This window comes from Streptomyces sp. DF42 (genome assembly GCF_058267695.1).
Genome location: NZ_CM177859.1, coordinates 7,477,549 through 7,501,489, shown reverse-complemented (window position 1 = coordinate 7,501,489; position 23,941 = coordinate 7,477,549). Strand labels below are relative to the sequence as shown.

General features: G+C 70.3%; 21 protein-coding genes. 16 read left to right on the top strand and 5 right to left on the bottom strand.

Going from position 1 to position 23,941, the window contains the following annotated elements; translation table 11 throughout:
* Positions 1-32: 32 nt before the first annotated feature.
* From ACYUED_RS34395 to ACYUED_RS34325, 15 genes are all read left to right on the top strand, one after another.
* Positions 33-1,664, top strand: coding sequence for an acyl-CoA dehydrogenase family protein (locus tag ACYUED_RS34395; RefSeq protein WP_491288493.1), 1,632 nt, complete (start codon positions 33-35; stop codon positions 1,662-1,664).
* Positions 1,665-2,321: 657 nt separating this feature from the next.
* Positions 2,322-3,611, top strand: coding sequence for a helix-turn-helix domain-containing protein (locus tag ACYUED_RS34390; RefSeq protein ID WP_491288492.1), 1,290 nt, complete (start codon positions 2,322-2,324; stop codon positions 3,609-3,611).
* Between the two features lie 195 nt (positions 3,612-3,806).
* A complete protein-coding gene (locus ACYUED_RS34385) occupies positions 3,807-5,084 on the top strand; it encodes a hypothetical protein (protein WP_491288491.1) in 1,278 nt (425 codons plus the stop codon).
* Positions 5,085-5,239: 155 nt separating this feature from the next.
* Positions 5,240-5,812 (top strand): GNAT family N-acetyltransferase, encoded by a 573-nt coding sequence (locus tag ACYUED_RS34380; RefSeq protein WP_491288490.1) that lies wholly within the window; start codon positions 5,240-5,242, stop codon positions 5,810-5,812.
* 127 nt (positions 5,813-5,939) lie between these two features.
* Positions 5,940-6,023, top strand: a complete 84-nt coding sequence (locus ACYUED_RS34375) for a putative leader peptide (RefSeq protein WP_309486338.1) — start codon at positions 5,940-5,942, stop codon at positions 6,021-6,023.
* A 126-nt stretch (positions 6,024-6,149) separates the two neighbouring features.
* A complete protein-coding gene (locus tag ACYUED_RS34370; RefSeq protein WP_491288489.1) occupies positions 6,150-7,847 on the top strand; it encodes a nitrite/sulfite reductase in 1,698 nt (565 codons plus the stop codon).
* Positions 7,844-8,032 (top strand): hypothetical protein, encoded by a 189-nt coding sequence (locus tag ACYUED_RS34365; protein ID WP_266523230.1) that lies wholly within the window; start codon positions 7,844-7,846, stop codon positions 8,030-8,032. The genes ACYUED_RS34370 and ACYUED_RS34365 overlap by 4 nt, the downstream gene beginning before the upstream one ends.
* Entirely contained in the window at positions 8,029-8,739 is a 711-nt protein-coding gene (locus ACYUED_RS34360) for a phosphoadenylyl-sulfate reductase (protein WP_491288488.1), read from the top strand. Before ACYUED_RS34365 ends, ACYUED_RS34360 begins: the two co-directional genes overlap by 4 nt.
* On the top strand, positions 8,736-9,308 hold the full coding sequence (cysC, locus tag ACYUED_RS34355; RefSeq protein WP_491288487.1) for an adenylyl-sulfate kinase: 573 nt from the start codon (positions 8,736-8,738) through the stop codon (positions 9,306-9,308). The genes ACYUED_RS34360 and cysC overlap by 4 nt, the downstream gene beginning before the upstream one ends.
* Positions 9,305-10,243 carry a sulfate adenylyltransferase subunit CysD gene (gene cysD, locus ACYUED_RS34350; protein ID WP_491288486.1) on the top strand — a complete coding sequence of 313 codons (939 nt, stop codon included), beginning with the start codon at positions 9,305-9,307 and terminating at the stop codon, positions 10,241-10,243. Before cysC ends, cysD begins: the two co-directional genes overlap by 4 nt.
* A gap of 2 nt (positions 10,244-10,245) precedes the next feature.
* The gene (locus tag ACYUED_RS34345; protein WP_491288485.1) at positions 10,246-11,580 is read left to right on the top strand and encodes a sulfate adenylyltransferase subunit 1; all 1,335 of its coding nucleotides are present in this window, start codon (positions 10,246-10,248) and stop codon (positions 11,578-11,580) included.
* 222 nt (positions 11,581-11,802) lie between these two features.
* Positions 11,803-12,915 (top strand): aliphatic sulfonate ABC transporter substrate-binding protein, encoded by a 1,113-nt coding sequence (locus ACYUED_RS34340; RefSeq protein WP_491288484.1) that lies wholly within the window; start codon positions 11,803-11,805, stop codon positions 12,913-12,915.
* A gap of 32 nt (positions 12,916-12,947) precedes the next feature.
* Positions 12,948-13,733: an ABC transporter ATP-binding protein gene (locus tag ACYUED_RS34335; protein ID WP_491288483.1), complete on the top strand. Its 786-nt coding sequence runs from the start codon at positions 12,948-12,950 to the stop codon at positions 13,731-13,733.
* On the top strand, positions 13,720-14,598 hold the full coding sequence (locus tag ACYUED_RS34330; protein WP_491288482.1) for an ABC transporter permease: 879 nt from the start codon (positions 13,720-13,722) through the stop codon (positions 14,596-14,598). The genes ACYUED_RS34335 and ACYUED_RS34330 overlap by 14 nt, the downstream gene beginning before the upstream one ends.
* A gap of 5 nt (positions 14,599-14,603) precedes the next feature.
* Positions 14,604-15,356 carry a sirohydrochlorin chelatase gene (locus tag ACYUED_RS34325; RefSeq protein ID WP_491288481.1) on the top strand — a complete coding sequence of 251 codons (753 nt, stop codon included), beginning with the start codon at positions 14,604-14,606 and terminating at the stop codon, positions 15,354-15,356.
* Between the two features lie 140 nt (positions 15,357-15,496).
* Here the strand turns inward: ACYUED_RS34325 and ACYUED_RS34320 are convergent, their stop codons facing one another.
* From ACYUED_RS34320 to ACYUED_RS34300, 5 genes are all read right to left on the bottom strand, one after another.
* Positions 15,497-18,106 carry a fibronectin type III domain-containing protein gene (locus ACYUED_RS34320; RefSeq protein ID WP_491288480.1) on the bottom strand — a complete coding sequence of 870 codons (2,610 nt, stop codon included), beginning with the start codon at positions 18,104-18,106 and terminating at the stop codon, positions 15,497-15,499.
* Between the two features lie 133 nt (positions 18,107-18,239).
* Positions 18,240-18,887 carry a mycothiol-dependent nitroreductase Rv2466c family protein gene (locus ACYUED_RS34315; RefSeq protein ID WP_491288479.1) on the bottom strand — a complete coding sequence of 216 codons (648 nt, stop codon included), beginning with the start codon at positions 18,885-18,887 and terminating at the stop codon, positions 18,240-18,242.
* An 84-nt stretch (positions 18,888-18,971) separates the two neighbouring features.
* A complete protein-coding gene (locus ACYUED_RS34310; protein WP_491288478.1) occupies positions 18,972-19,568 on the bottom strand; it encodes a TIGR03086 family metal-binding protein in 597 nt (198 codons plus the stop codon).
* Between the two features lie 25 nt (positions 19,569-19,593).
* Entirely contained in the window at positions 19,594-20,622 is a 1,029-nt protein-coding gene (locus tag ACYUED_RS34305) for a ketopantoate reductase family protein (RefSeq protein ID WP_491288477.1), read from the bottom strand.
* Between the two features lie 54 nt (positions 20,623-20,676).
* Entirely contained in the window at positions 20,677-21,225 is a 549-nt protein-coding gene (locus tag ACYUED_RS34300; protein ID WP_491288476.1) for a DUF1697 domain-containing protein, read from the bottom strand.
* A 413-nt stretch (positions 21,226-21,638) separates the two neighbouring features.
* Here ACYUED_RS34300 and ACYUED_RS34295 point away from each other — a divergent pair, with 413 nt between their 5' ends.
* Complete coding sequence (locus ACYUED_RS34295) at positions 21,639-23,894, top strand: MMPL family transporter (protein ID WP_491288475.1); 2,256 nt, start codon at positions 21,639-21,641, stop codon at positions 23,892-23,894.
* Positions 23,895-23,941 lie beyond the last annotated feature (47 nt).

Below are 23,941 nucleotides of genomic sequence, written 5' to 3'. Positions count from 1 at the left end.
ACCGGCGCCCCGCCCCGGGGTACTTTCGCGACATGGCGCGAAGCACGCACACCGTGACCAACCAACCCCCACCTCTGGTCGGCTACGACGTCTTCACCTCCGACCACGTCCTGACCTCCGCCGTGGAACGGCACCTCGCCCCGGCCCTGCACGACGAGGTGCTCGGCGATCTGTCCGCGCTCGGCCGGGCCTCCGGGTCGGCCCAGGTGCAGGAGTGGGGGATTCAGGCCAACGAGAACCCGCCCCGGCTGCGCACGCACGACCGCCATGGCCATCGTGTCGACGAGGTCGAGTTCCATCCCGCCTGGCACCGGCTGCTCGGCAAGGGCGTCGCGGCCGGGCTGACCTCGGCCTGGGGCCGGCCCGGCGGGCATGTCCGCAGAGCCGCCGCCTTCCTGGTGTGGACCCAGGTCGACGCCGGAAACCTCTGTCCCCAGTCGATGACCCACGCGGCCGTCCCCGCGCTCCGCACGGACCCGGAGCTGGCCGCCGAGTGGGAGCCACGGCTGACGTCCACGGTCTACGACCGCGAGCTGCGGCCCGCCCACCTCAAGGCCGGGGCCCTGTTCGGGATGGGCATGACGGAGAAGCAGGGCGGCAGCGACGTACGCGCCAACACGACGGCTGCCCGGCCGCTCGCCCAGGACGGGACATACGAACTCACCGGGCACAAGTGGTTCTGCTCGGCTCCGATGTCCGACGGGTTCCTGGTGCTCGCGCAGGCTCCGGACGGGCTCACCTGCTTCCTCGTACCGCGCGTTCTGGAGGACGGTGCCCGCAACGACTTCCGGCTCCAGCGTCTCAAGGACAAGCTGGGCAACCGCTCCAACGCCTCCGCCGAGGTCGAGTTCGACGGCACCTGGGCGCGCCGGGTCGGCGAGGAGGGCCGCGGGGTGCGGACCATCATCGACATGGTGGCGGCGACCCGGCTGGACTGCGTGCTGGGCTCCGCGGGCCTCATGCGACAGGCGGTCGCGCAGGCCGTGCACCACTGCACCCACCGGGAGGCCTTCGGCGCGAAGCTGGTCGAGAAGCCGCTGATGCGCAATGTCCTGGCCGACCTGGCAGTGGAGTCCGAGGCGGCGACCACCCTCGCGCTGCGGCTCGCCGCCGCCTACGACGACGGCGGCGAGCAGGAGCGGGCGCTGCTGCGGATCGCGGTGCCGGCCGCCAAGTACTGGGTGACCAAGCGGTGCGCCGCGGTGACGGTCGAGGCGGCCGAGTGCCTGGGCGGAAACGGGTACGTGGAGGAGTCGGGGCTGCCCCGGCTGGTGCGCGAGGCTCCGCTGAACTCGATCTGGGAGGGCGCCGGGAACATCCAGGCGCTCGACGTGCTGCGCGTGCTGCAGCGGGAGCCGGAGGCTCTCCATGCCTACCTCCAGGAGGTCGGCAGGGCGCGCGGCGCCGACCACCGGCTGGACGGTGCGATCAAGAACCTGCTGACGGAGCTGGCCGATCTGGAGGGTGTCGAGGGGCGGGCCCGGCGGCTGACGGAGCGGCTGGCACTGGTGCTCCAGGGATCGCTGCTCGTCCGGTTCGCACCCCCGGAGGTCGCCGACGCCTTCTGCGCCTCCCGCCTGGCCGGCGACACCGGCGCAACCTTCGGCACGCTCCCCCACACCCTCGCCCACCCCGCAATCGTGACCCGAGCCCGCCCGGCCTAGGCTCGAGACCTCCCGGCCCAGGACGCGCTGAACTGTGCCCCTCAGGGGCGCGAGGAACTGCGCGACAAGCCCCCACCCACCCGCAGCCGCCACCACACAACACGCGGCACCCCCACCGCGAACACAACCAACCCGCAGAAGGCGACCCCGCCCCGCCCTACCAGGGGCGCGAGGAACTGCGCGACACACCACAACCCACCCGCAGCCGCCGCCCCACAACACGCGGCACCCCCACCGCGAACACGACCAACCCGCCGAAGGCGACCCCAGCCACCCCAGGGGCGCGAGGAACTGCGCGACAAGCCCCCACCCACCCGCAGCCGCCGACGCACGTCAAGCCGCACCCCCACCGCGAACCCGGCCGAACCACCGGAGGTAGCCGCGGGGGTGGTGCTGCGCCGACACGGCACCACCCCCGCCGCACTGGCCCGTTCGAGGCCGCGAACGCCGCTCGGGACGGCGCTGCTCAATATTCAAACAACCTGGGACCGTTCACCAGGGTTGCAAGGGGTTGCAACTTGCTGCTGTCTGTGGCCGGAGTATGCCCGTCCGTCAGCAACGAACGGCAGTATGAGACGGACAGTACGGACGACTCCGAACTCCGTGGCCGCGAGGCGACGGGAAACCGGTTCCCGAGCCCTTCTCCCGGGAGGACCAGTGGCGCACCCGCCGACGGACGTGAGGCAGCTCGTCGTGGGCGACTCGGCGCGCGCGGCGCGGGTGCTCAGCGAGGTCCGTGCCGCCAGGCTCTCCGGGCAGCGCACGCCCGTGGCGCCGCGCCCGGTGATCGAGCAGTCCTGGGGCCGCATGCTGCGCAGCGGTATCGACCCCGACCGCGACCGGCGGTCCGGCCTGCTCTCCGCCGACGAGGTGCGCCGGCGCCGGCAGACCACGGTGCTGCGGCACGTCCTGCCGGTGCTGCGGGAGGGACTGCTGTCGGTCGCGGACGTCGCCCACCACATCATGGTGGTCACGGACGAGGACGCCCGGGTGCTCTGGCGCGAGGGCAGCACGGCCGTGCTGCGCAAGGCGGACGGGCTCGGCTTCGAACTCGGCGCGGACTGGCGGGAGGACGTCGTCGGCACCAACGGCATCGGCACCCCGGCCGTCGTCCGCCGGCCCGTGCAGGTCTTCGCCTCCGAGCACTTCGTGCGCTCACAGACCTCCTGGACCTGTACCGGCGCGCCCATCACCGACCCGCGTGACGGCCGGCTGATCGGAGTCGTAGACGTGAGCGGGCCGCTGGAGACGATGCATCCGGCCACGCTGTCCTGGGTCGACTCGGTGGCCAAGCTCGCCGAGGCCCGGCTGCGCGAGCTGCACCTGGGCTCGCTGGAGCGGCTGCGCGCGGTGGCCGCACCGGTGCTGGCCCAGGTGGGCGGCCGGGCCCTGGCGGTGGACCGGGACGGCTGGACCGCGGCGGTCACCGGGATCCCGTACACGAACCGGATCGCCCTGCCCAAGTCCCTGTCGGCGGGCCGCCGGTGGCTGCCGACGCTCGGTCTGTGCTCGGTGGATCCGCTGGCCGAGGGCTGGCTGATCCGGGCCTCCGACGAGCCGGTTCCGCGCAGTGCCACCCGTGTGGTGCTGGATCTGACGCAGCCGCGCCGCTGGTCGGTGACGGTGTCCGGGTGCGCGGGCTCCTGGAGCCACGAACTGAGCCCCCGGCACGCCGAGTTGCTCTATCTCCTCGCCCTGCACCGCGGCGGGCGCAGTGCGGCGGGCCTGGCCGAGGAGGTGTTCGGCGACCCGGCCCGCAGGGTGACGGTGCGCGCCGAGATGTCCCGAGTACGCCGCTATCTCGGGGGGTTGCTGGAGCACCGGCCGTACCGCTTCGCCGAGGACGCGGAGGTGGAGCTGCTGCTGCCGGCCGACCCGTGCGATCTGCTGCCGCAGTCGACGGCGCCTACGGTGATCAACGTTCGGGAACCCGTCGAACTGCCCTGAGCGCCTCCCGTACGCATCGGTGCGTGTCCGGAATATGGCGCCGAGTGACGCCGCGGCCGCATCTTCCGCATATTTGCGGGGTCTTCGTCCCGGGCCGCGCCCTACTGCCGTAGCATCCCTCTACGGGCCACCCCACCTGCTCCTTTGGTCAACGCACGGACCAATAACCGCAGTTGGCCCGCCTCGGGAGGACGTATGAAGCAACGTGGCCGACACCGCAGGCAGAAGCGAGGCCGCGCGCTGCGCGCCTTCCTGGCCGGCACCGCCCTCGCACTCACCGCCGCCGCCACCATGATCAGCGCCTCGCAGGCCACGGTCGGTGACAAGCCGGGGGGCCTGAAGACGCTCACCTCGTCCGACCGGGCTGCCGCGGGGCTGCGCCTGAAGGAGCGTGCGGTGCCGCAGAGCACGCTCGACAGGCTCTCCTCCTCGATGGGCCGGCCCGTCGGCGTGAGCACCGTCCTCGACGATGCCGACCACTCCCTGCGCACCGGCGCCGACTGCCCGTCCACCGAGCGTGCGGCGCTGCCCGTCGCACCGGCGGCCACGCGCGCGTACTGCTGGGACACCGCCGACACCCGCGGCTGGCGGGCCGGCGCGGTCACCACTTCCGGGGACGCGGACGACGACGGCCTCTGGGGCGAGCACCGGGTGATCCTCTCCGGGTGGACGCACCGTACCGGCCGTACGGCCCGACCCGGCGCCGCCCGGGTCGCCGTCGTCGACGCGAGCGATCCGGGCCGCCTCACCTACACCTGGGCGGCACTCGTCGTCCCGGTCGACGGCGGCCGCGACTACCGCGGCCTGGCCTCCGCCGTCTCCGGCATGGTCTGGTACCAGGGCAAGCTGCTGGTCACCGCCGCCGACGGCCTGTACGTGTACGACATGCACCGCATCCAGCGGGCCACCGTCGACAGCGGCCGGGTCGGCAGGGTGCGGGGCGGCTGGGCGGCGTACGACTCGAAGTACGTCCTGCCGGCCGTCGGCTCGTACCGGCTCGCAGGCGGGGGCGCGCGTCCGGCGGCGATCTCCCTGGACCGCAGCACCGCGCCCGACAGCCTGGTCGCGAGCGCGCGCGTGGCCTCGGACGGCGGACGGCACACGCGCCTGTGGCGCTACGCGTTCAGCGGCGACCCGGCCCGGGCCGGCCTGCTGGACACCGACATCGCGGGCCGGGCGGTCGCCACCGAGGCGTACGAGACGAAGACGGCCCAGGTCGCCGGCGTCCTGTCGTACCGCTCGCAGTGGTACCTGGCCCGCGCGGCGGACACCCCGGACGGCCACGGCACGCTCTGGCGGCAGAACGCGCGCGCCGCGAAGGCCACCGAGTGCGGCTCGGACGAGTCGAACCACTGCTGGACCGGACAGGCCGGATCCCTGTCCTACTCGGAGGAGACCGGCGAGGTCTGGTCCCAGTCGGGGCGGATGCTGTACGCGCTGCCGCTGAGCTCGATCGACAGGTCCCTGCGATAGTCGAGCCCCTGGGCCGGGACGGTAGACACGCCTCTGGGACAGTCGAGAGGCCTGGGGGACTGTGGGTCAGGTCTCTGGGGCTGTGGGTCGGCCGCCGGGGACTGTGGGACAGATCGCAATCGACAGACCTCGGGGACGGATGATTCCCTGACGGCATGACCAACATCCCCGTGACCACCTGGTCCCTGGAGCAGACCGCCCCGACCGACCTGCTTCCGGCCGCCGCGCCGGAGGGCGACGTACGGGTCGTCCGCTCCGAGGTCCCCTCCCCCGAGTTCAGCCGCTTCCTGTACGCGTCCGTGGGCGGCGACCTCCGCTGGATCGACCGGCTGGGCTGGACGCACGCGCGGTGGCGGGAGCACCTGGACCGGCCCGGGGTGGAGACGTGGGTCGCCTACGAGCGGGGCACGCCCGCGGGATACGTGGAGCTGGAGCCGCAGGACGACGGGGCCGTGGAGATCGTCTACTTCGGGCTGATCCCGGCCTTCCGGGGCCGGGGGATCGGCGGGCATCTGCTGTCGTACGGCGCCGCCCGCGCCTGGGACCTCGCCGAGCGCCGGCCGGAACTGGCGCAGACGAAGCGGGTCTGGCTGCATACGTGCAGCCTGGACGCGGAGCACGCCATGGACAACTATCTGCGCCGGGGGTTCAAGCTGTTCGACACCGAGGTCGAGGAGCGGCCCCAGGTGGCCGCGCCCGGCCCGTGGCCCGGGGCATACCGCGACTGACCTGCACCGACAAGACCGTCCGTGGCCGATGTGATCGACGACACTCTTGTCTCACCTTTCGAGACTAAGGTGTCCGGATCGTGGACGAAGCTGGACTGTGTCCAGATTGCCATGACACGCTTTCGTCATGTCTGGAACTGGAATTGCCTTGGTGAGTCGGCGGCACGTCGACCTCGGCCGCATGTCCAGCGCCATCTGTCCGGCGAGCTGAGAGCACAGCACGCCCGATATCTCCTGACACTCCGTCTCATCCCGCGCAACGACGCGCACGCACACCCATGCGCCCGTACGCGCAGGTCAGAGCCGCTTTCCCGCCTGTCCCGAAGGACGTAGAACCATGGCCGCCACCCCACAGAAGCCTGCCGCCGCGCCTGTCCGCCGCAAGGTGAGCCGTCACCGTGGTGAGGGTCAGTGGGCGATGGGGCACCACACCCCGCTCAACGGGAACGAGCAGTTCAAGAAGGATGACGACGGTCTCAACGTGCGGACACGCATTGAGACGATCTACTCCAAGCGGGGCTTCGACTCGATCGACCCCAACGACCTGCGCGGCCGGATGCGCTGGTGGGGCCTGTACACCCAGCGCAAGCCCGGGATCGACGGCGGCAAGACCGCGATCCTGGAGCCGGAGGAGCTGGACGACAAGTACTTCATGCTGCGGGTGCGCATCGACGGCGGCCGGCTCACCACCCAGCAGCTGCGGGTGATCGGCGAGATCTCGCAGGAGTTCGCGCGCGGCAGCGCGGACATCACCGACCGGCAGAACATCCAGCTGCACTGGATCCGCATCGAGGACGTGCCGGAGATCTGGAACCGGCTGGAGGCCGTCGGGCTGTCCACCACCGAGGCCTGCGGCGACTGCCCGCGCGTCGTCATCGGCTCGCCGGTCGCCGGGATCGCCGAGGACGAGATCATCGACGGCACCTGGGCGATCGACGAGATCCACGAGCGCTACATCGGCAGCAAGGAATTCTCCAACCTGCCCCGCAAGTTCAAGACGGCGATCTCCGGCTCCCCGCTGCTGGACGTGGTCCACGAGATCAACGACGTCGCGTTCGTCGGCGTCGAGCACCCCGAGCACGGCCCCGGCTTCGACCTGTGGGTCGGCGGCGGCCTGTCCACCAACCCCAAGATCGGCGTCCGGCTCGGCGCCTGGGTGCCGCTGGCGGAGGTCCCGGAGGCCTGGGCGGGTGTGGTCGGCATCTTCCGCGACTACGGCTACCGGCGCCTTCGTACGAGGGCCCGTCTGAAGTTCCTCGTCGCCGACTGGGGTGTGGAGAAGTTCCGCCAGGTCCTGGAGGACGAGTACCTCAAGCGGAAGCTGGTCGACGGTCCCGCGCCCGCCGAGCCCACGCACCGCTGGCGCGACCACGTCGGCGTGCACCGGCAGCAGGACGGCCGCTTCTACGTCGGTTTCGCCCCGCGCGTCGGCCGCGTGGACGGCGCCACGCTGACGAAGATCGCCGAGCTGGCCGAGGCGCACGGCTCGGGCCGGGTCCGGACCACCGTCGAGCAGAAGATGATCGTGCTCGACGTCGAGGAGGCCCAGGTCGAGCCGCTGGTCGAGGCGTTGGAGGCGCTGGACCTGACCGCCAAGCCGTCCCCGTTCCGGCGCGGCACCATGGCCTGCACCGGCATCGAGTACTGCAAGCTCGCCATCGTCGAGACCAAGCAGCGCGGTTCCGCCCTGATCGACGAACTCGAGCGCCGCATCCCGGACTTCGACGAGCCGATCACCATCAACCTCAACGGCTGCCCGAACGCCTGCGCCCGTATCCAGGTCGCGGACATCGGTCTCAAGGGCCAGTTGCTCCTCAACGACCAGGGCGAGCAGGTCGAGGGCTACCAGGTGCACCTGGGCGGCGCGCTCGGCCTCCAGGCCGGGTTCGGCCGCAAGGTCCGTGGTCTGAAGGTCACTTCGGACGAGCTGCCCGACTACATCGAGCGCGTCCTCAAGCGCTTCGAGACCGAGCGCGAGGAGGGCGAGCGGTTCGCCGCCTGGGCCTCGCGCGCCTCCGAGGAGGCCCTCTCATGAGCGAGCGGGCCGCCCCCTTCTACTGCCCCTACTGCGGCGACGAGGACCTCCGACCCAGCGAAGCCCTTGAGGGCAGCCATGGCGCGTGGGAATGCGCGGCCTGCAACCGGGCCTTCCAGCTGAAGTTCCTCGGGCTGCTCGCCCGGGGCCTTCAGCACTCCGAAGCAGGGGGAGAAGAGATATGACCGCGGTGCAGGAAGAACGCGCGACGGGGGATCTCAAGGCGCTCGCCGAGCAGGCGGGCCGCGACCTGGAGGACGCCTCCGCGCTGGAGATCCTCCAGTGGGCCGCCGAGAACTTCGGCAAGCGCTTCTGCGTGACCTCGTCCATGGAGGACGCGGTGGTCGCCCACCTCGCCTCCCGCGCGTTGCCCGGCGTTGACGTGGTGTTCCTCGACACCGGTTATCACTTTCCCGAGACGATCGGCACGCGGGACGCGGTGGAGGCGGTGATGGACGTCAACGTCATCACGCTCACCCCGCGTCAGTCGGTCGCCGAGCAGGACGCGGAGTACGGCCCCAGGCTGCACGACCGCGACCCCGACCTGTGCTGCAAGCTGCGCAAGGTCCAGCCGTTGGAGCAGGGCCTGAAGAACTACGTGGCCTGGGCGACCGGTCTGCGCCGCGACGAGTCCCCCACCCGGGCGAACACCCCGGTCGTCGGCTGGGACGAGAAGCGGCAGAAGGTCAAGATCTCCCCGATCGCCCGCTGGACCCAGGACGACGTGGACGCCTACGTCGCCGAACACGGCGTACTGACCAACCCGTTGCTGATGGACGGCTACGCCTCCGTCGGCTGTGCCCCCTGCACCCGCCGCGTCCTGGAGGGCGAGGACGCACGCGCCGGCCGCTGGGCGGGCAACGCCAAGACCGAGTGCGGGCTGCACGGATGACGACCATCGCCGAGAACACCGAGGAGTTGCACGTGACGACCGGAGCCACCGTCTGGCTCACGGGTCTGCCGAGCGCCGGCAAGACCACCATCGCGTACGAGCTGGCCGGCCGGCTGCGCGAGGAGGGCCACCTCGTCGAGGTGCTCGACGGCGACGAGATCCGCGAGTTCATCTCGGCGGGCCTCGGCTTCAGCCGCGAGGACCGGCACACGAACGTGCAGCGCATCGGCTTCCTCGCCGAACTGCTCGCCCGCAACGGCGTCAAGGCGCTCGTCCCGGTGATCGCGCCCTACACGGACAGCCGCGAGGCCGTCCGCAAGCGCCACCAGGAGGGCGGGGCGGCGTACATCGAGGTGCACGTGGCGACTCCGGTCGAGGTGTGCTCCGTACGGGATGTGAAGGGTCTGTACGCCAAGCAGGCGGCGGGCGAGCTGAGCGGGCTCACCGGGGTCGACGACCCCTACGAGGAGCCCGAGACGCCCGATCTGCGCATCGAGTCGCAGCACCAGAGCGTCCAGGAGTCCGCGGCAGCGGTCCACGCGCTGCTCACCGAGAGGGGACTGGCATGACGACGACCGTCGCCGAGGCCGAGGAGGGTACGGGCGCCCCGTACGCCCTCTCGCACCTGGACGCGCTGGAGTCCGAGGCGGTGCACATCTTCCGTGAGGTGGCGGGCGAGTTCGAGCGGCCGGTGATCCTGTTCTCCGGTGGCAAGGACTCCATCGTCATGCTTCACCTGGCGCTGAAGGCCTTCGCCCCCGCGGCGGTCCCCTTCACGCTGCTGCACGTGGACACCGGGCACAACTTCCCCGAGGTCCTGGAGTACCGGGACCGTGCGGTCGCCCAGCACGGTCTGCGCCTCCATGTGGCCTCCGTACAGGACTACATCGACCGGGGTGTACTCAAGGAGCGTCCGGACGGCACCCGCAACCCGCTGCAGACGCTGCCGCTGACCGAGAAGATCCAGGCCGAGAAGTTCGACGCGGTCTTCGGCGGCGGGCGACGCGACGAGGAGAAGGCCCGGGCCAAGGAGCGGGTGTTCTCCCTGCGCGACGAGTTCTCGCAGTGGGACCCGCGCCGTCAGCGCCCCGAGCTGTGGAACCTGTACAACGGCCGGCACGCCCCCGGCGAGCACGTCCGCGTGTTCCCGCTCAGCAACTGGACCGAGCTGGACGTCTGGCAGTACATCGCCCGCGAGGGCATCGAACTGCCGCAGATCTACTTCGCGCACGAGCGTGAGGTGTTCGCCCGCAACGGCATGTGGCTGACGGCCGGGGAGTGGGGCGGGCCGAAGGACACGGAGACCGTCGAGAAGCGGCAGGTGCGTTACCGCACGGTCGGCGACATGTCCTGCACCGGCGCCGTCGACTCCGAGGCCGTGACGCTGGAGCAGGTCATCACCGAGATCGCCGCGTCCCGGCTGACCGAGCGCGGCGCCACCCGCGCCGACGACAAGATGTCCGAGGCCGCGATGGAAGACCGCAAGCGCGAGGGGTACTTCTAAGCATGACCACGATCACGACCGAGGAACTCTCGGCCACGACCCTGCTGCGGTTCGCGACGGCGGGCTCCGTCGACGACGGCAAGTCCACCCTGGTGGGCCGGCTGCTGCACGACTCCAAGTCGGTCCTCACCGACCAGCTGGAAGCCGTCGAGCACGCCTCCCGCAACCGCGGCCAGGAGGCCCCCGACCTCGCGCTGCTCACCGACGGCCTGCGCGCCGAGCGCGAGCAGGGCATCACGATCGACGTGGCGTACCGCTACTTCGCCACGGCCAAGCGCCGGTTCATCCTCGCGGACACCCCCGGCCACGTGCAGTACACCCGCAACATGGTGACGGGTGCCTCCACGGCCGAGCTGACGGTGATCCTGGTCGACGCCCGCAACGGCGTCGTCGAGCAGACGCGTCGCCACGCCGCGATCGCGGCCCTGCTGCGAGTGCCCCACGTGGTGCTGGCGGTCAACAAGATGGACCTGGTCGACTACCAGGAGCCCGTGTTCGCCGCGATCGCCGAGGAGTTCACGGCGTACGCGCTGGAGCTGGGCGTCCCGGAGATCACGGCCATCCCGATCTCCGCGCTGGCCGGCGACAACGTGGTGGAGCCGTCCGCCACCATGGACTGGTACGGCGGCCCGACCTTCCTGGAGCACCTGGAGACGGTCCCGGTCACGCACGACCTGAGCCACTGCCACGCCCGGCTTCCCGTGCAGTACGTGATCCGCCCGCAGACCGCCGAGCACCCGGACTACCGGGGTTACGCCGGCCAGATCGCGGCAGGTTCCTTCCACGTGGGCGAGGCGGTGACCGTGCTCCCGTCGGGCCGCGCCTCCCGTGTCCTGGGCATCGACCTGCTCGGCGAGCCGGTCGACGTCGCCTGGACCACCCAGTCGGTGACCCTCCTGCTGGAGGACGACATCGACATCTCGCGCGGCGACCTGATCGTGCCCAGCAAGGACGCCCCGGCGACCACGCAGGACATCGAGGCGACCGTCTGCCACGTCGCCGACCAGGCGCTCACCGTCGGCCACCGGGTGCTGCTCAAGCACGGCACCCGCACGGTCAAGGCGATCGTCAAGGACATCCCGTCCCGGCTCACCCTCGACGACCTGTCCCTGCACCCGCACCCGGGACAGCTCGTCGCCAACGACATCGGCCGCGTGAAGATCCGCACCGCGGAGCCGCTGCCCGTCGACTCCTACTCCGACTCCCGCCGCACGGGCTCGTTCATCCTGATCGACCCGAACGACGGCACCACGCTCACCGCGGGCATGGTCGGCGAGTCGTTCGCGTCCCCCGAGCCGGTCAAGGACGAGTCCGACGACGACGGTTGGGACTTCTGACATGAACTCCCCGGACATCTACTCCACGTTCGCGAAGGAGGGCGGCCGCGTCGGCAGCGGTGCGCTCGGCAGCGGGCAGGGCGGAGTGGCGCGATGTGTGCGCTGACGTACGCGCACTGCCTGCGCGCCCTCACCCCCCACCGCCGTAGACGAAAACCTGCCGACCTCCCGGCCACGACCTGAGAGACCGTGACCGCCGGGCCAACGAGGGGAAAACCTCCCGTGCCTGTCAACCGCTCAGTCTTCCTTCGCCGCGGCATCGCCGTGGTTGCCGCACTCCCGCTTCTCACGCTCGCCGCTTGCAGTTACGGCTCCAAGTCCACGGCCGACAACGCCAAGGAGAAGGTCGCCGCCGGATCGTCGAAGATCGACGGGCTCGGCTCCGTCAAGATCGGCTACTTCGGCAACCTGACCCACGGCACCGCGCTCGTCGCCCGTCAGCAGGGCTTGTTCCAGAAGGAACTGGGTGCCACCAAGGCGGACTACCAGATCTTCAACGCCGGCCCCTCGGAGATCGAGGCCCTCAACTCGAAGTCCATCGACATCGGTTGGATCGGCCCGTCCCCGGCGATCAACGGCTACGTCAAGTCGGGCGGCAAGGGCCTGAAGATCATCGGTGGTTCGGCGTCCGGCGGCGTGAAGCTGGTCGTCAACCCGAAGAAGATCAAGTCCCTGAAGGACGTCAAGGGCAAGAAGATCGCGACCCCGCAGCTCGGCAACACCCAGGACGTCGCGTTCCTCAACTGGATCGCCGACCAGGGCTGGAAGGTCGACGCGAACACCGGCAAGGGCGACGTGTCGGTGGTCCGCACCGACAACAAGATCACCCCGGACGCCTACAAGTCCGGTGCCATCGATGGTGCCTGGGTGCCGGAGCCGACCGCGTCCAAGCTGGTCGCGGCGGGCGGCAAGGTGCTGCTCGACGAAGCTTCGCTGTGGCCGGACAAGAAGTTCGTGATCACCAACATCGTCGTGCGGCAGGACTTCCTCAAGGAGCACCCGAAGGCGGTCGAGGCCGTACTGAAGGCCTCCGTCGAGGCCAACAAGTGGATCAACGCCAACCCTGACGAGGCGAAGGCCACGGCGAACAAGCGGCTGGAGGCCGACTCCGGCAAGGCGCTGCCGGCGAACGTCCTCGACCCTGCGTGGAAGTCGATCCAGTTCACCGACGACCCGCTGGCCTCCACCCTCAACACCGAGGCGGCGCACGCGGTCAAGGCCGGTCTGCTGGAGAAGCCGAGCCTGAAGGGCATCTACGACCTCACGCTCCTCAACACGGTCCTCAAGGCCGAGGGCGCGAGCACGGTCGACGACGCAGGCCTCGGCACCAGCTGATTTCCGACCCGAGTTCCCAGGAGGTGACGACCATGGCCACGACCACGACGCTCGCCAAGGCCGAGGAATCGGTGGAGTACGCCGCTCGCCTTGAGCACGTCTCGAAGTCCTTCGCAGGACCGGGCGGGCAGCAGCTCGTCCTGGACGACATCAGCCTCGATGTCGCGCCCGGCGAGTTCGTCACTCTCCTGGGGGCCTCGGGCTGCGGCAAGTCCACATTGCTGAACCTGGTGGCGGGACTGGACAAGCCGACCGCGGGCTCCATCGCGACGGACGGCCGCCCGGCCCTGATGTTCCAGGAGCACGCGCTCTTCCCGTGGCTGACCGCGGGCAAGAACATCGAACTCGCCCTCAAATTCAGCGGAGTTCCGAAGAACGACCGGCGCGCCAAGGCCGAGGAGCTGCTCGCACTCGTCCGGCTGAAGGGCGCGCACGGCAAGCGCGTCCACGAGCTGTCGGGCGGTATGCGCCAGCGCGTGGCGCTGGCCCGCGCGCTCGCTCAGGAGAGCAACCTGCTGCTGATGGACGAGCCGTTCGCGGCCCTCGACGCCATCACGCGGGACGTGCTGCATGACGAGCTGACGCGAATCTGGGCGGAGACGGGCGTGTCCGTCCTCTTCGTCACCCACAACGTGCGCGAGGCCGTCCGGCTCGCGCAGCGGGTGATCCTGCTGTCGTCCCGTCCGGGGCGGATCGCGCGCGAATGGACGGTCGACATCCCGCAGCCGCGTCGCATCGAGGATGCGCCCGTGGCCGAACTGTCCCTTGAGATCACCGATGTACTGCGTGGGGAGATCCGCCGTCATGGCCAGCACTGAGACAACGCCGGCGCAGGACGCCGGGAGCGTCGAGGCCGGCCTCGACGCTCTGGAGACCAGGGCCACCGGCCGTACGCCCTTCAGCCAGACCTTCAAGACCAAGATCCTGCCGCCCATCATCGCCATCGCCGTGGTGCTGGTGGCTTGGTTCCTCCTCTACCCGGTCGTCGACAACCCGTCGAAGCTGCCCTCCCCCGCCGATGTGTGGGGCGAGGTCGAGGACCAGTGGCTCAAGGGAACCTTGCTCGACTACATCTGGGGCAGCGTCTCCCGCGGTCTGCTCGGCTTCCTGCTCGCGCTGGCCATCGGTACGCCGCTGGGCCTTGTGGTGGCGCGGGTGAAGTTCGTGCGGGCGGCGATCGGCCCGATCCTCTCCGGTCTGCAGTCGCTTCCTTCGGTCGCCTGGGTCGCGCCCGCAGTGATATGGCTGGGCCTGGACAACTCGGTGATGTTCACGGTGATCCTGCTCGGCGCCGTTCCTTCGATCGCCAACGGCCTGGTGTCGGGCGTCGACCAGGTACCCCCGCTGTTCCTGCGCGCGGGCCGCACCCTGGGCGCGACGGGACTGCGCGGCACGTGGCACATCGTGATGCCGGCGGCGCTGCCCGGCTATGTGGCCGGTCTGAAGCAGGGGTGGGCGTTCTCCTGGCGTTCGCTGATGGCCGCCGAGATCATCGCCCAGTCACCGGACATGGGTATGGGTCTGGGCCAGCTGCTGGAAGTGGGCCGTACGAACAGCAGCATGGCGACGGTCTTCCTCGCCATCCTGCTCATCCTCTTCGTCGGCATAGCGATCGACCTGCTGATCTTCAGCCCGCTGGAGCGGTGGGTGCTGCGCAGCCGCGGTCTGCTGGTGAAGAGCTGAGTCCCATGCGCCATTCGAAGCCGGTCCGCCCCGTCCTTGTCGTGATCGCCCACGGCAGCCGCGACCCGCGGCACGCCGCGACGGTGCACGCCCTCGTACGCCGGGTGCGCTCGCTGCGCCCGGACGTACGGGTGGAGACCGGCTTCCTGGACTTCAACATCCCGTCCGTGCACGGGGTGTTGGAGTCCCTGGCGGCAGAGGGCGTACGGGATGTCGTAGCCCTGCCTCTCCTCCTCACCCGCGCGTTCCACGCGAAGGCGGACATCCCGGCGGTCCTGCGGGACGCACCGCCGCAGCTCCGTATCAGCCAGGCGGAGGTGCTCGGCCCCTCTCCCCTGCTTCTCTCCGCCCTCGAACGGCGTTTGTACGAGGCGGGGTTGACGCCCGCCGACAAGTCCTCGACCGGGGTCGTCCTGGCCTCGGCGGGGTCCACCGACCCGGAGGCGATCGCAGTGCTCGCAGAAATCGCGCGGGAGTGGCGGCACACCGGTTGGTGCGCCGTGCGACCTGCGTTCGCCTCCGCATCCCTTCCCCGGACCGAGGACGCGGTACGGGAACTCCGGGCGCTCGGCTGCGAGCGGGTGGCCGTCGCCCCGTACGTCCTTGCCCCCGGCTTCCTGCCGGACCGCATTGCGCGGGGCGCTGCGGAGGCGGACGTACTCGCCGATGTGCTCGGCCCGGCGCCGGAGGTGGCGCGGGTGCTCCTGGAGCGGTACGAGGCGGCACGTGTGCCGCGACTGGCGGCTGTCGGCGCCTGACCGAGCAGGACCGGTCTGCACCGTCCGGCCCGTCCGGTCTATCTGGTTCGCCCGGTCCGTCCGTTGTTCGAGGACCAGGGCGTGCCGTCCCGCCGTGCGCTGGGCACGGCGGGACGGGGAGTGGCGGGAGCAGGTCGCTCTCAGGACCTGGTCGTCGCGTTGACCGTCGCCGTCGGTCCGGTGCCGGCCGCCGTCACCGCCGCGACGGAAACCGTGTACGAGGTTCCGGGCTTCAGCCCTCCGATCACCCGGAACATGCCCTTGGCCGAGGGCTGGGTGACCAGGACGTCCCTGCCGGTGACGTCGATCGGGTCACGGCCGTCGGAGACGGTCACCCGGTAGCCGGTGACCCTCGCGTCCCCGGTCGCGGTGGGCGGGGTCCAGGACAGGGTGGCGGCCGTCGACGCCGTGCGCAGCTTGGGGGCGGTGGGTGCGCCCGGCAGGGTGCTCGTCGTCGTCGGTGTCAGTGGCAGCGAGGCGAGGGACGGGGCGCTGCTGCCGTGGGCGTTGTTCGCGCTCACCGTTACGGTGAACGGCCGGTCACCCGAAGGCAGTTGGCCGATCCGCACCAGCGCCGTCCGCTTGAAGTCGGCAGCGGACACGCTCTGTTGGCCGGCCTGCTTGCCCGTGGCGGCGTCGTACGCCCGTGCCGTGTACGAGGTCACCGGCGAACCCCCGTCCGCGAAGGTCGGGTTGAAGGTGACGTACAGCGCGTCCGTGCCCGCCGTGCTGGTGCCGACGCGGGAGGGCGCCTCGGGGACGGAGGGCGCTTGGACGCGGCGGTCGAGCAACCCCCGGTAGGCGGGCTCCAGTCCGGCGTCGTCGAGGATCTCCGACGGTACGTCGGACGGAGCGGCCATGATCTTGTTACCGGTTGTCACCAGCCCCCTGTTGTCGCCGTCGGCCGTACCCTCCTCCCACCAGTTGTCCTTGACGAGGGTGGGGTCGTTGTTGCCGAGGGCGTCGCGGTAGTCGGTGTGGCGGGAGGCGACGTTGGCGTAGGAAGCGTTGTAGAGGACGTTTCCCTCGATGGTCTCGTAGGTGCAGCCGTTGTCGGTGTAGACGCTCTTGCCGAGGCCCCACTGGTCGTGGATGACGTTTCCGGCGACTTTCTCGCCGTCGGTCATGGACGTCCCCGTCAACCCCTGGGTGTAGATGCCGCCGCCGTCGTCGAGCATCTGCATGTAGTCGACGATCAGGTTGTCGCGGACGGTGTTGTCGTGGCTCGGGTTCGGGGTCGCCGAGTCGCCGATCTTGTCCGGCCAGCCGCCCCAGCCCATCGAGATCGCGGAGTAGCCGACGTGGTCGATCTGGTTGTGGGCGATGGTGTTGTGCTGGGTGTAGCCGTTGAGGACGGCGACTCCGCCGTGGTACTCGCGGGGCAGGGCATAGAGGTGGTTGTTCGTCACCTGGACCCCGGAGGCGGCGGGTTGGCCGTCCACTCCCCCGATCTCCAGGCCGTTGCCGGAGATGTCGGTGAAGATGGTGCCGCTCACCGACGAGTCCTTGCTCCCTGCGCCCAACTCCAGCCCGGAGGCGCCGAGGTGGGCGAAGACGTCGTCGGCGAACTCGATGCGCTGCCCGTACGCGAAGGAGACGTTGCCGGGCATCTTCGTCCAGGACGCGAAGGGGCAGGTGCCGCCGTCGACGTAATGGCACAGGCCCTGCGTGGCCCAGCCCTTGTCGCCGGTGATGGTGTAGCCGGCCTGGATCTCGGAGAAGCCCTCGGGCCGGGAGGGCGTCAGCCAGGTCGCGTAGCTGAACCGGATGCCGCGGAAGGCGATGTCATGCAGGGGCGCGGACGCCGTGCCCCTGCCGTCCACCAGCTTCTCTGCCGCGGCGGCCTCGACGTCGGCGCGGTCGAGGTCCTCGCCCTTGCGGGGCAGGTAGTAGACCTTGTGGGCGGCCTTGTCGAGGTACCACTCGCCGGGCTGGTCGAGGAGTTCGTAGGCGTTCTCGATGTACGAGGCCTTGCCGTTGTTGGTCAGATGCCCCGGGCCGACCATGCTCACCGTGCGCCCGGGGATGTCGGGGAACTCCACCCGCTTGTTGGAGTTGTCCCAGCACGGCTGGACCATCGTGATCGTGGCGCCCTCGGCGGAGGCGATACGACAGCGCGGCTCGGTCCACTGGCCGAGGCCGTTGCGCTCGATGTTCCACAGGGCCTCGCCGCTGGTATAGACGAACTCGGCGTCCGAGGGGTGCTTCCAGTGGGCGACGGTGTCCGAGGAAGCGGTGTAGCCGGTCGCCGTCTGCGTCAGCTGGACGGGCACGGCTCCGCGGGCGCGCTGGGCGCGACTTCCGTCGACGTACAACTGCCGTGTGTCGGTGAGGCCTTGGGGTGCGGGTGCGGACCACAGCCCCTTGCGGCCGGGGACCTGGCGCCAGCCGACGACCTGGCGGCCGCCGCTGACGACCGTGCCATCGGCACCCTGCCAGATCACCCGGTGGCCGTTCGTGCCGGAGTCGCGGGCGTCGAGGGCGAGCGGGCCCGACTGGCGGTAGGTGCCGGCGGCGAGGTGGACCGTGAGGTCGGACTTCAGGCCGGCGGCGCGGGCGCGGACCAGGTCGCGGGCGCGCTGCAGGGTGCGGACGGGATGTCGTGCGCTGCCGTCGGCGTGGTCGTTGCCGGCCGGTGAGACGTAGAGGTCGGAGGTCGCGGCCTCGGCGGGGGCCGCGAGGCCCGGGACCCCGAGGGCCAGTACGGCGGTGACAAGGGTGACGAGGGCGGCTCTTCGGTGCGTGGGCATATACCCCTCCCGTGGGATCAGCCGGATCAGCCTGTACCCAACGTCGGGAAAGGTAGGAGCATTTAGATGCCCCAGTCAATGAACGGGACAGGATTGGACGCACCGGTCTCGCGATCTGACTAGATTCATCGGATCAGTCGAAGCGGAGCGACCCCGTACGCGTGCGCTTCAGCTCGAAGAGGTCCGGGTCCGTGGCCAACACCCGGAAGCTGTCGAAGAGTTCGGCCGCACGGCCGCCTCGCGGGATCGCCCGCAGCACCGGCCCGAACCACACCGTTCCGTCGATGTGAAGGGTCGGCGTCCCCACATAGCCGCCCGACTCCGGCTCGACGCCGGCCTCGTGGCTGCGACGGACGGCCTCGTCGTACGCCGGGTCGTGGGCGGCGGCCGCGAGGTCGGCGTCAAGGCCCAGCTCGGCGAGGGAGTCGGCGATCACGGCATCGAAGTCGTCGGTCTTGCGCTCGTGGATGCGCGTGCCGAACGCGGTGTACAGGTCACGCAGGACCTTCTCCCCGTGCCGTTCGGCGGCGGCCACCGCGACCCGTACCGGACCGATCGACTTGTCGACCAACTCCCGGTACCAGACGGGGAGTTCGTTGCCGAGGTTGTGCAGATAAAGGCTCATGGCATGGAAGCGGAGGTCGAGCGGACGCTCGCGCTCGACCTCCAGCAGCCAACGCGAGGTGATCCAGGCGAAGGGACAGGCGGCGTCGAACCAGAAGTCGACGCGGGTGGGAGAGGCGGGAGAGGCGGGAGAGGTGGGAGAGGTGCTCGTCGTCATGTCTCGACGGTAGTCACCGATTGGTTCAGTTTCCTGAACCAATCGGGAAGTGTTTCTATGGCCCAATCAGGCACATCGGGCACATCAGGCCGGTGCGAGCTTCGGGTCCCGTCCGCTCGAAGCCAGTGCGCGGTCGAAGAGGGACGCGTGGTCCGGCACGGGCACCTGGTCGGCGAAGCCGTCGTACTGGCGGTAGAGGTCGCCGTGCTTCTCCACCACGTCGAGGAGGAAGCGGGCCGTTTCGTCGGAGACGCGGAACCGCTGGCCGGTGGCGGTGGCGACGTCCCAGCCGTGCACCGCCATCTCCTTGATGACCATCGAGGCGATCTCGGCGGCGGGCATCTTCGCCATGCCGAGGTCGACCTCGCCCTCCCACACCACCGGGTCGGACCAGGCCGCCACGGCGCGGTCCAGCTGGGCGGCGTAGGCGGCGGGCCAGTCGGGATCGGCGGTGAAGTCGTGGGAGGTCAGCTCGTCGGGGAGCTGCTTGCGCAGGGCGCGGTGCTCCAGGCCGTGGGAGGTGTAGAGCACCCAGTGGTTGACCAGGGCGCGGACGTCCCAGTCGGGGCAGTGGGTGGCGTCGCCGAGCCGGTCCGCCGGGACGCCGCGAGCGACACGCGCCGCCTCGGCGGCACACTCGGTCATGTACGTGTGCAGGTGCTTGGGGTCGTCGTACGTCATGCACCCCACGCTAGGGAGCGGCGGCTCAGGACTCTTGAACAAACGCGACAGCCTCGTCGGCCCGGCGGACCAGTTCCTCGATCGGCATCGACCCCGCCGCGCGGCGTTCGCGCGCGAAGGTGTTGGCGAGCTTCTGGAGCAGGTCACTGAGCGGGGTCGGAGCGCCGTGCAACCGGCCCAGCAGGGCGATCTCACCGTTGAGGTAGTCGGCCTCGACGGTGCCCGTGCCCCGGCTCAGGGACTGCCAGGTGGAGCCGCCGCCGCGCGGGGCACCCTCCAGAGGGACCAGGTCGACCTTGTGGCCGCGCAGCGCCTGCTGCTCCTCGATGCTCGCGTACGGGATCCCGGCGGCGTCGAGCACGGCCTCGCCCTCGGCCCGTACCCGCGCGCGCAGGGAGACCCGGCTCTCCTGGCCCTCGTCCTCCCCCGCCAGCGCCTGGACGGTGTTGGTCAGATTGGTCAGCAGCTTGGCGTACTGCCAGCGCAACACGTCCGGCACGACCGGCGCCTCGAAGAACCTCGTCTTCTCCAGGTCGGCGGCGACCGACCGCGCGGTCCCGTCGGTACCGTGCGGATACCGCCCCAGGTGCAGGATGCCGCTGAGCGGGGCACCGCCCGCGGAGACGACGCCCGGTTCGAGGAACGTCGCCGGCAGCCAGACGCAGACGCCGTACACATGCCGGAAGACACGCAGAGCGAGCCGCTGGCCCTCCACGCCGTTCTGCGCGCAGAACAGGGGCAACCGCTCGGCCGCGGTGCCGCCACCCTCGACCGGCGCCACGCCCCAGGTCTGCAGCGCGCTGACGGTGTCCTGTGTCTTCACGGCGAGGACGAGCACGTCATCGGCCCTCAACTCGCCCAGCTCGTCCGGTCCTTCGACGGCCGGGAGCCGGTATGTGTACTCGCCGTCCGGCACCCGCAGCCGCAGCCCGTCCGCCCGCAGCGCCGCGTGATGTGCGCCTCGCGCGACCAGCACGACCTCCTGCCCCGCCCCTGCCAGACGGCCGCCGATCACACCGCCGACGGCACCTGCTCCCATGATGATGTAGCGCATGGGAGGAGCCTCGCACAGTCGTGTGTACCTGCCATGAAGGGCCCTGTCGCAGGGTCACTCGCGGGTGAGCTCGACCAGCTTCACGACGGTGTTCCAGTTGCGGGTGGTCGCGATCACGCCCTTGTTGATACGGGGCTTCGCGAGGTGCTCGGCGAGCTTGGAGCGGCCGAGGCCCTCGGGGGCGTAGAGGTACAGCTCCCGGTCGCCGAGCCGGAACTCCTCGGGGAGGTAGGCCTCCCGGTCGATCTCCGCGAAGCGCTGCGCGTCGACGGGCGCGGAGAAGTAGGTGACGTGGAGCTGCTTGGCCTCCAGCCCGGCGGCCGGGAAGGGGCAGGCGTCCGCCACCGCCTTCAGGTAGGCGTGGTCGCGGACGATCACGTCGACGGGGAAGCCGAAGTGCTTCTCGATCGCCTGCGCGAGCTCCGCGGCCAGGGACTCCTCGTCGCCGTGGCCGGTGGCGAAGACGGCCTGGCCGCTCTGCAGGTGGGTGCGCACGCCGTCGTGGCCGAGGCCTTCCATCAGCTGTCGCAGCTCGGCCATCGGGAGCTTTTTCCTGCCGCCCACGTTGATCCCGCGCAGCAGCGCCGCATACGTCGTCGTCATCCGCACACCATAAGGCGGCACACCATAAGGCGGCCGTCGTGCCCCGTGGGGGTGGGCACGAGGGCCGCCGTCCGCGCGGGGCGGACTGCGCGAAACTCTCGCCCAACGACGGGGCCCGGAGCAACAGCTTCACGTACCTGTGACATGTTCATCAAGGTTTCGTAATGACAAAGAGGAGCGATGCCGACGGACCGGACACCGGACCGCCACCCTGATCACTACCTTCGAGTAGCCCGAATAGATGTAAGGGGCCTTAGTCCTCCCCAGCGGTGAGACGTCCGAGTCCGAGGGGATGAGTCCGGGCCGCGGCACCTCACCGGACAGCACGACGAGATGGGCTTATGCCGGCCATACCTTCGAAAGGAAAGGTGGCGGCAGGGGGCTGTCACCGTGCTCAAGGGGGCAAGCCCATCATGGGGAACGGAGATTCGCGGGTGCGGGGCATAGCCGCCCGGGCCGGCGGCTGGAGCGCCCGGCACCGATGGGCTGCCGTCGGTATCTGGGTGTTGTTCGTCGTCCTGGCGATGGGGCTCGGTTCGGCCGCCGGCCGCGTCGAGCTCAAGGACAGCGACCAGCTCAAGGGCGAGACACGCACCGCCGCAAAGATCGTCGACGACGCCGGGATCAACGAGCCGGCCAGTGAGTCGGTCCTGATCCAGGCGAAGGGCGGCGGGCTGAAGGCCACGGACGCCGAGTTCAAGGCCGCCGTCGGCGCGGTCGTCAAGGCCGTCGACGGGACCGGCAAGGTCACGGACGTGCGTTCGCCGTACACCGCGCAGACGATCTCCAAGGACGGGCGCAGCGCGCTGGTGCAGTTCGACATGCGCGGCGACGCCGAGACCGCGGGCGACCGTGTGGAGCCCGTGCAGAAGGCCGTCGAGGGGGTGCAGAAGAGTCACACGACGCTGCGGATCGAGGAGATCGGCGGCGCCAGCATGCAGAAGACGGTCGACGACGCGTTCGGGGACGACTTCCAGCAGGCCGAACTCTCCGCGGTACCGGTGGCCCTCGGCATTCTGCTCATCGCCTTCGGGGCGCTCGTGGCCGCGCTGCTGCCGGTGGCGCTGGCGCTCACCGCGATCATGGCGACGATGGGCCTGATGGGCATCGTCAGCCACATCCAGCCGATGACCGACACCGCCAACTCCGTGATGCTGCTGGTCGGTCTGGCCGTCGGCGTCGACTACTGCCTGTTCTATCTGCGCCGTGAGCGCGAGGAGCGGGCGGCCGGTCGCGACGCGCAGACGGCTCTCAAGGTCGCCGCCGCGACCAGTGGCCGCGCGATCATCGTCTCGGGTATCACGGTGTGCGTGGCGATGGCGGGCATGCTGTTCACCGGTCTCGCCACGTTCGAGGGGATGGGCCTGGCCTCGCTGATGGTCGTCGCGGTCGCCATGGTCGGGTCGGTGACGGTGCTGCCCGCCCTGCTGTCGCTGCTGGGCGAGCGGGTCGAGAAGGGGCGGATCCCGTTCCTGCGCAAGGCCATGGAGCGCCGGGCCGCCCGCACGGGCGGGGAGAGCCGGTTCTGGACCGCGGTCCTGCGCGGCGTGCTCGCCAAGCCCCTCGTCTCGGTCGTTGTCGCGGCGGGTGTGCTGCTGGCGATCGCGGCTCCCGCGGTCGGCATGAAGACCCAGAACCTCACGCTGGACCAGGAGTTCGGCGACCGGCTGCCGATCGTGCAGACGTACAACCGCGTCAACGACGCCTTCCCGGGCGGTTCCGAGCCGGCCGAGGTGGTCGTCAAGGCCAAGGACATCAACGCCCCCGAGGTGAAGAGCGCCCTCGCCGACTTCAAGGAGCGGGCGATCAGTTCGGGCGCCTCGCGTGGTCCGGTCGAGATCAAACTGCACGACGCCCAGAACATCGCCTACGTGTACGTCCCCCTGGTCGGCGGCTCCGACCTGGACAAGGCGGGCGCCAGCCTGGAGAAACTGCGCGACGACGTACGGCCCGCGACGCTCGGCAAGGTCGACGGCGTCCAGGCACCGATCACCGGTCAGGTCGCCGGCTCGCACGACTTCAACGCACAGCTCGGCGGTGCTGTCGTGCCGGTCTTCGCGTTCGTGGTGCTCTTCGCCTTCCTGCTGATGCTGCTGTCGTTCCGCTCGCTGACGGTCGCGATCACCTCGATCGTGCTCAACCTGCTGTCGGTGGGCGCCGCCTACGGCATCCTCGTCGCCGTCTTCCAGCACGGCTGGGGCGCCTCGCTGGTGGGCGCGGAGGGCGTCGGCGCGATCATCACCTGGCTGCCGCTGTTCCTGTTCGTGATCCTGTTCGGACTGTCGATGGACTACCACGTGTTCGTGGTCTCGCGGATCCGTGAGGCGCGGCTGCGCGGCCGTACGACGAGGGACGCGATCCAGCACGGCGTGGTCACCACGGCCGGTGTCGTCACCAGCGCCGCGGTCATCATGGTCGCCGTGTTCGCGATCTTCGGCACGCTGTCCATGCAGTCCATGAAGCAGATGGGTGTGGGCCTGGCGGCCGCGGTGCTCATCGACGCGACGATCATCCGGGGCGTGCTGCTCCCGGCGGTCATGGCGCTGCTGGGCGAGCGCAACTGGTACCTGCCGAAGTGGCTGCACCGGCTGCCGGACCTGACGCACGACGAGTCGCCGGAGGCCGTCGCGCCCTCGGTGCCGGACGAGGGTGAGCGCGTGAGGGTCTGATCCCTCCTCAAGGCTGAGGGCCCGTTGGTCTCCGGGGGAGTCAACGG

What these genes read in the sequence shown, in the direction of transcription:
- ACYUED_RS34395 (WP_491288493.1), top strand. Translation starts at nt 33, where the DNA reads ATGGCGCGAAGCACGCACACCGTGACCAACCAACCCCCACCTCTGGTC.
- ACYUED_RS34385 (WP_491288491.1), top strand. Translation starts at nt 3,807, where the DNA reads ATGAAGCAACGTGGCCGACACCGCAGGCAGAAGCGAGGCCGCGCGCTG.
- ACYUED_RS34380 (WP_491288490.1), top strand. Translation starts at nt 5,240, where the DNA reads ATGACCAACATCCCCGTGACCACCTGGTCCCTGGAGCAGACCGCCCCG.
- ACYUED_RS34375 (WP_309486338.1), top strand. Translation starts at nt 5,940, where the DNA reads ATGTCTGGAACTGGAATTGCCTTGGTGAGTCGGCGGCACGTCGACCTC.
- ACYUED_RS34370 (WP_491288489.1), top strand. Translation starts at nt 6,150, where the DNA reads ATGGCCGCCACCCCACAGAAGCCTGCCGCCGCGCCTGTCCGCCGCAAG.
- ACYUED_RS34365 (WP_266523230.1), top strand. Translation starts at nt 7,844, where the DNA reads ATGAGCGAGCGGGCCGCCCCCTTCTACTGCCCCTACTGCGGCGACGAG.
- ACYUED_RS34360 (WP_491288488.1), top strand. Translation starts at nt 8,029, where the DNA reads ATGACCGCGGTGCAGGAAGAACGCGCGACGGGGGATCTCAAGGCGCTC.
- cysC (WP_491288487.1), top strand. Translation starts at nt 8,736, where the DNA reads ATGACGACCATCGCCGAGAACACCGAGGAGTTGCACGTGACGACCGGA.
- cysD (WP_491288486.1), top strand. Translation starts at nt 9,305, where the DNA reads ATGACGACGACCGTCGCCGAGGCCGAGGAGGGTACGGGCGCCCCGTAC.
- ACYUED_RS34345 (WP_491288485.1), top strand. Translation starts at nt 10,246, where the DNA reads ATGACCACGATCACGACCGAGGAACTCTCGGCCACGACCCTGCTGCGG.
- ACYUED_RS34335 (WP_491288483.1), top strand. Translation starts at nt 12,948, where the DNA reads ATGGCCACGACCACGACGCTCGCCAAGGCCGAGGAATCGGTGGAGTAC.
- ACYUED_RS34330 (WP_491288482.1), top strand. Translation starts at nt 13,720, where the DNA reads ATGGCCAGCACTGAGACAACGCCGGCGCAGGACGCCGGGAGCGTCGAG.
- ACYUED_RS34325 (WP_491288481.1), top strand. Translation starts at nt 14,604, where the DNA reads ATGCGCCATTCGAAGCCGGTCCGCCCCGTCCTTGTCGTGATCGCCCAC.
- ACYUED_RS34320 (WP_491288480.1), bottom strand. Translation starts at nt 18,106, where the DNA reads ATGCCCACGCACCGAAGAGCCGCCCTCGTCACCCTTGTCACCGCCGTA.
- ACYUED_RS34315 (WP_491288479.1), bottom strand. Translation starts at nt 18,887, where the DNA reads ATGACGACGAGCACCTCTCCCACCTCTCCCGCCTCTCCCGCCTCTCCC.
- ACYUED_RS34310 (WP_491288478.1), bottom strand. Translation starts at nt 19,568, where the DNA reads ATGACGTACGACGACCCCAAGCACCTGCACACGTACATGACCGAGTGT.
- ACYUED_RS34305 (WP_491288477.1), bottom strand. Translation starts at nt 20,622, where the DNA reads ATGCGCTACATCATCATGGGAGCAGGTGCCGTCGGCGGTGTGATCGGC.
- ACYUED_RS34300 (WP_491288476.1), bottom strand. Translation starts at nt 21,225, where the DNA reads ATGACGACGACGTATGCGGCGCTGCTGCGCGGGATCAACGTGGGCGGC.
- ACYUED_RS34295 (WP_491288475.1), top strand. Translation starts at nt 21,639, where the DNA reads ATGGGGAACGGAGATTCGCGGGTGCGGGGCATAGCCGCCCGGGCCGGC.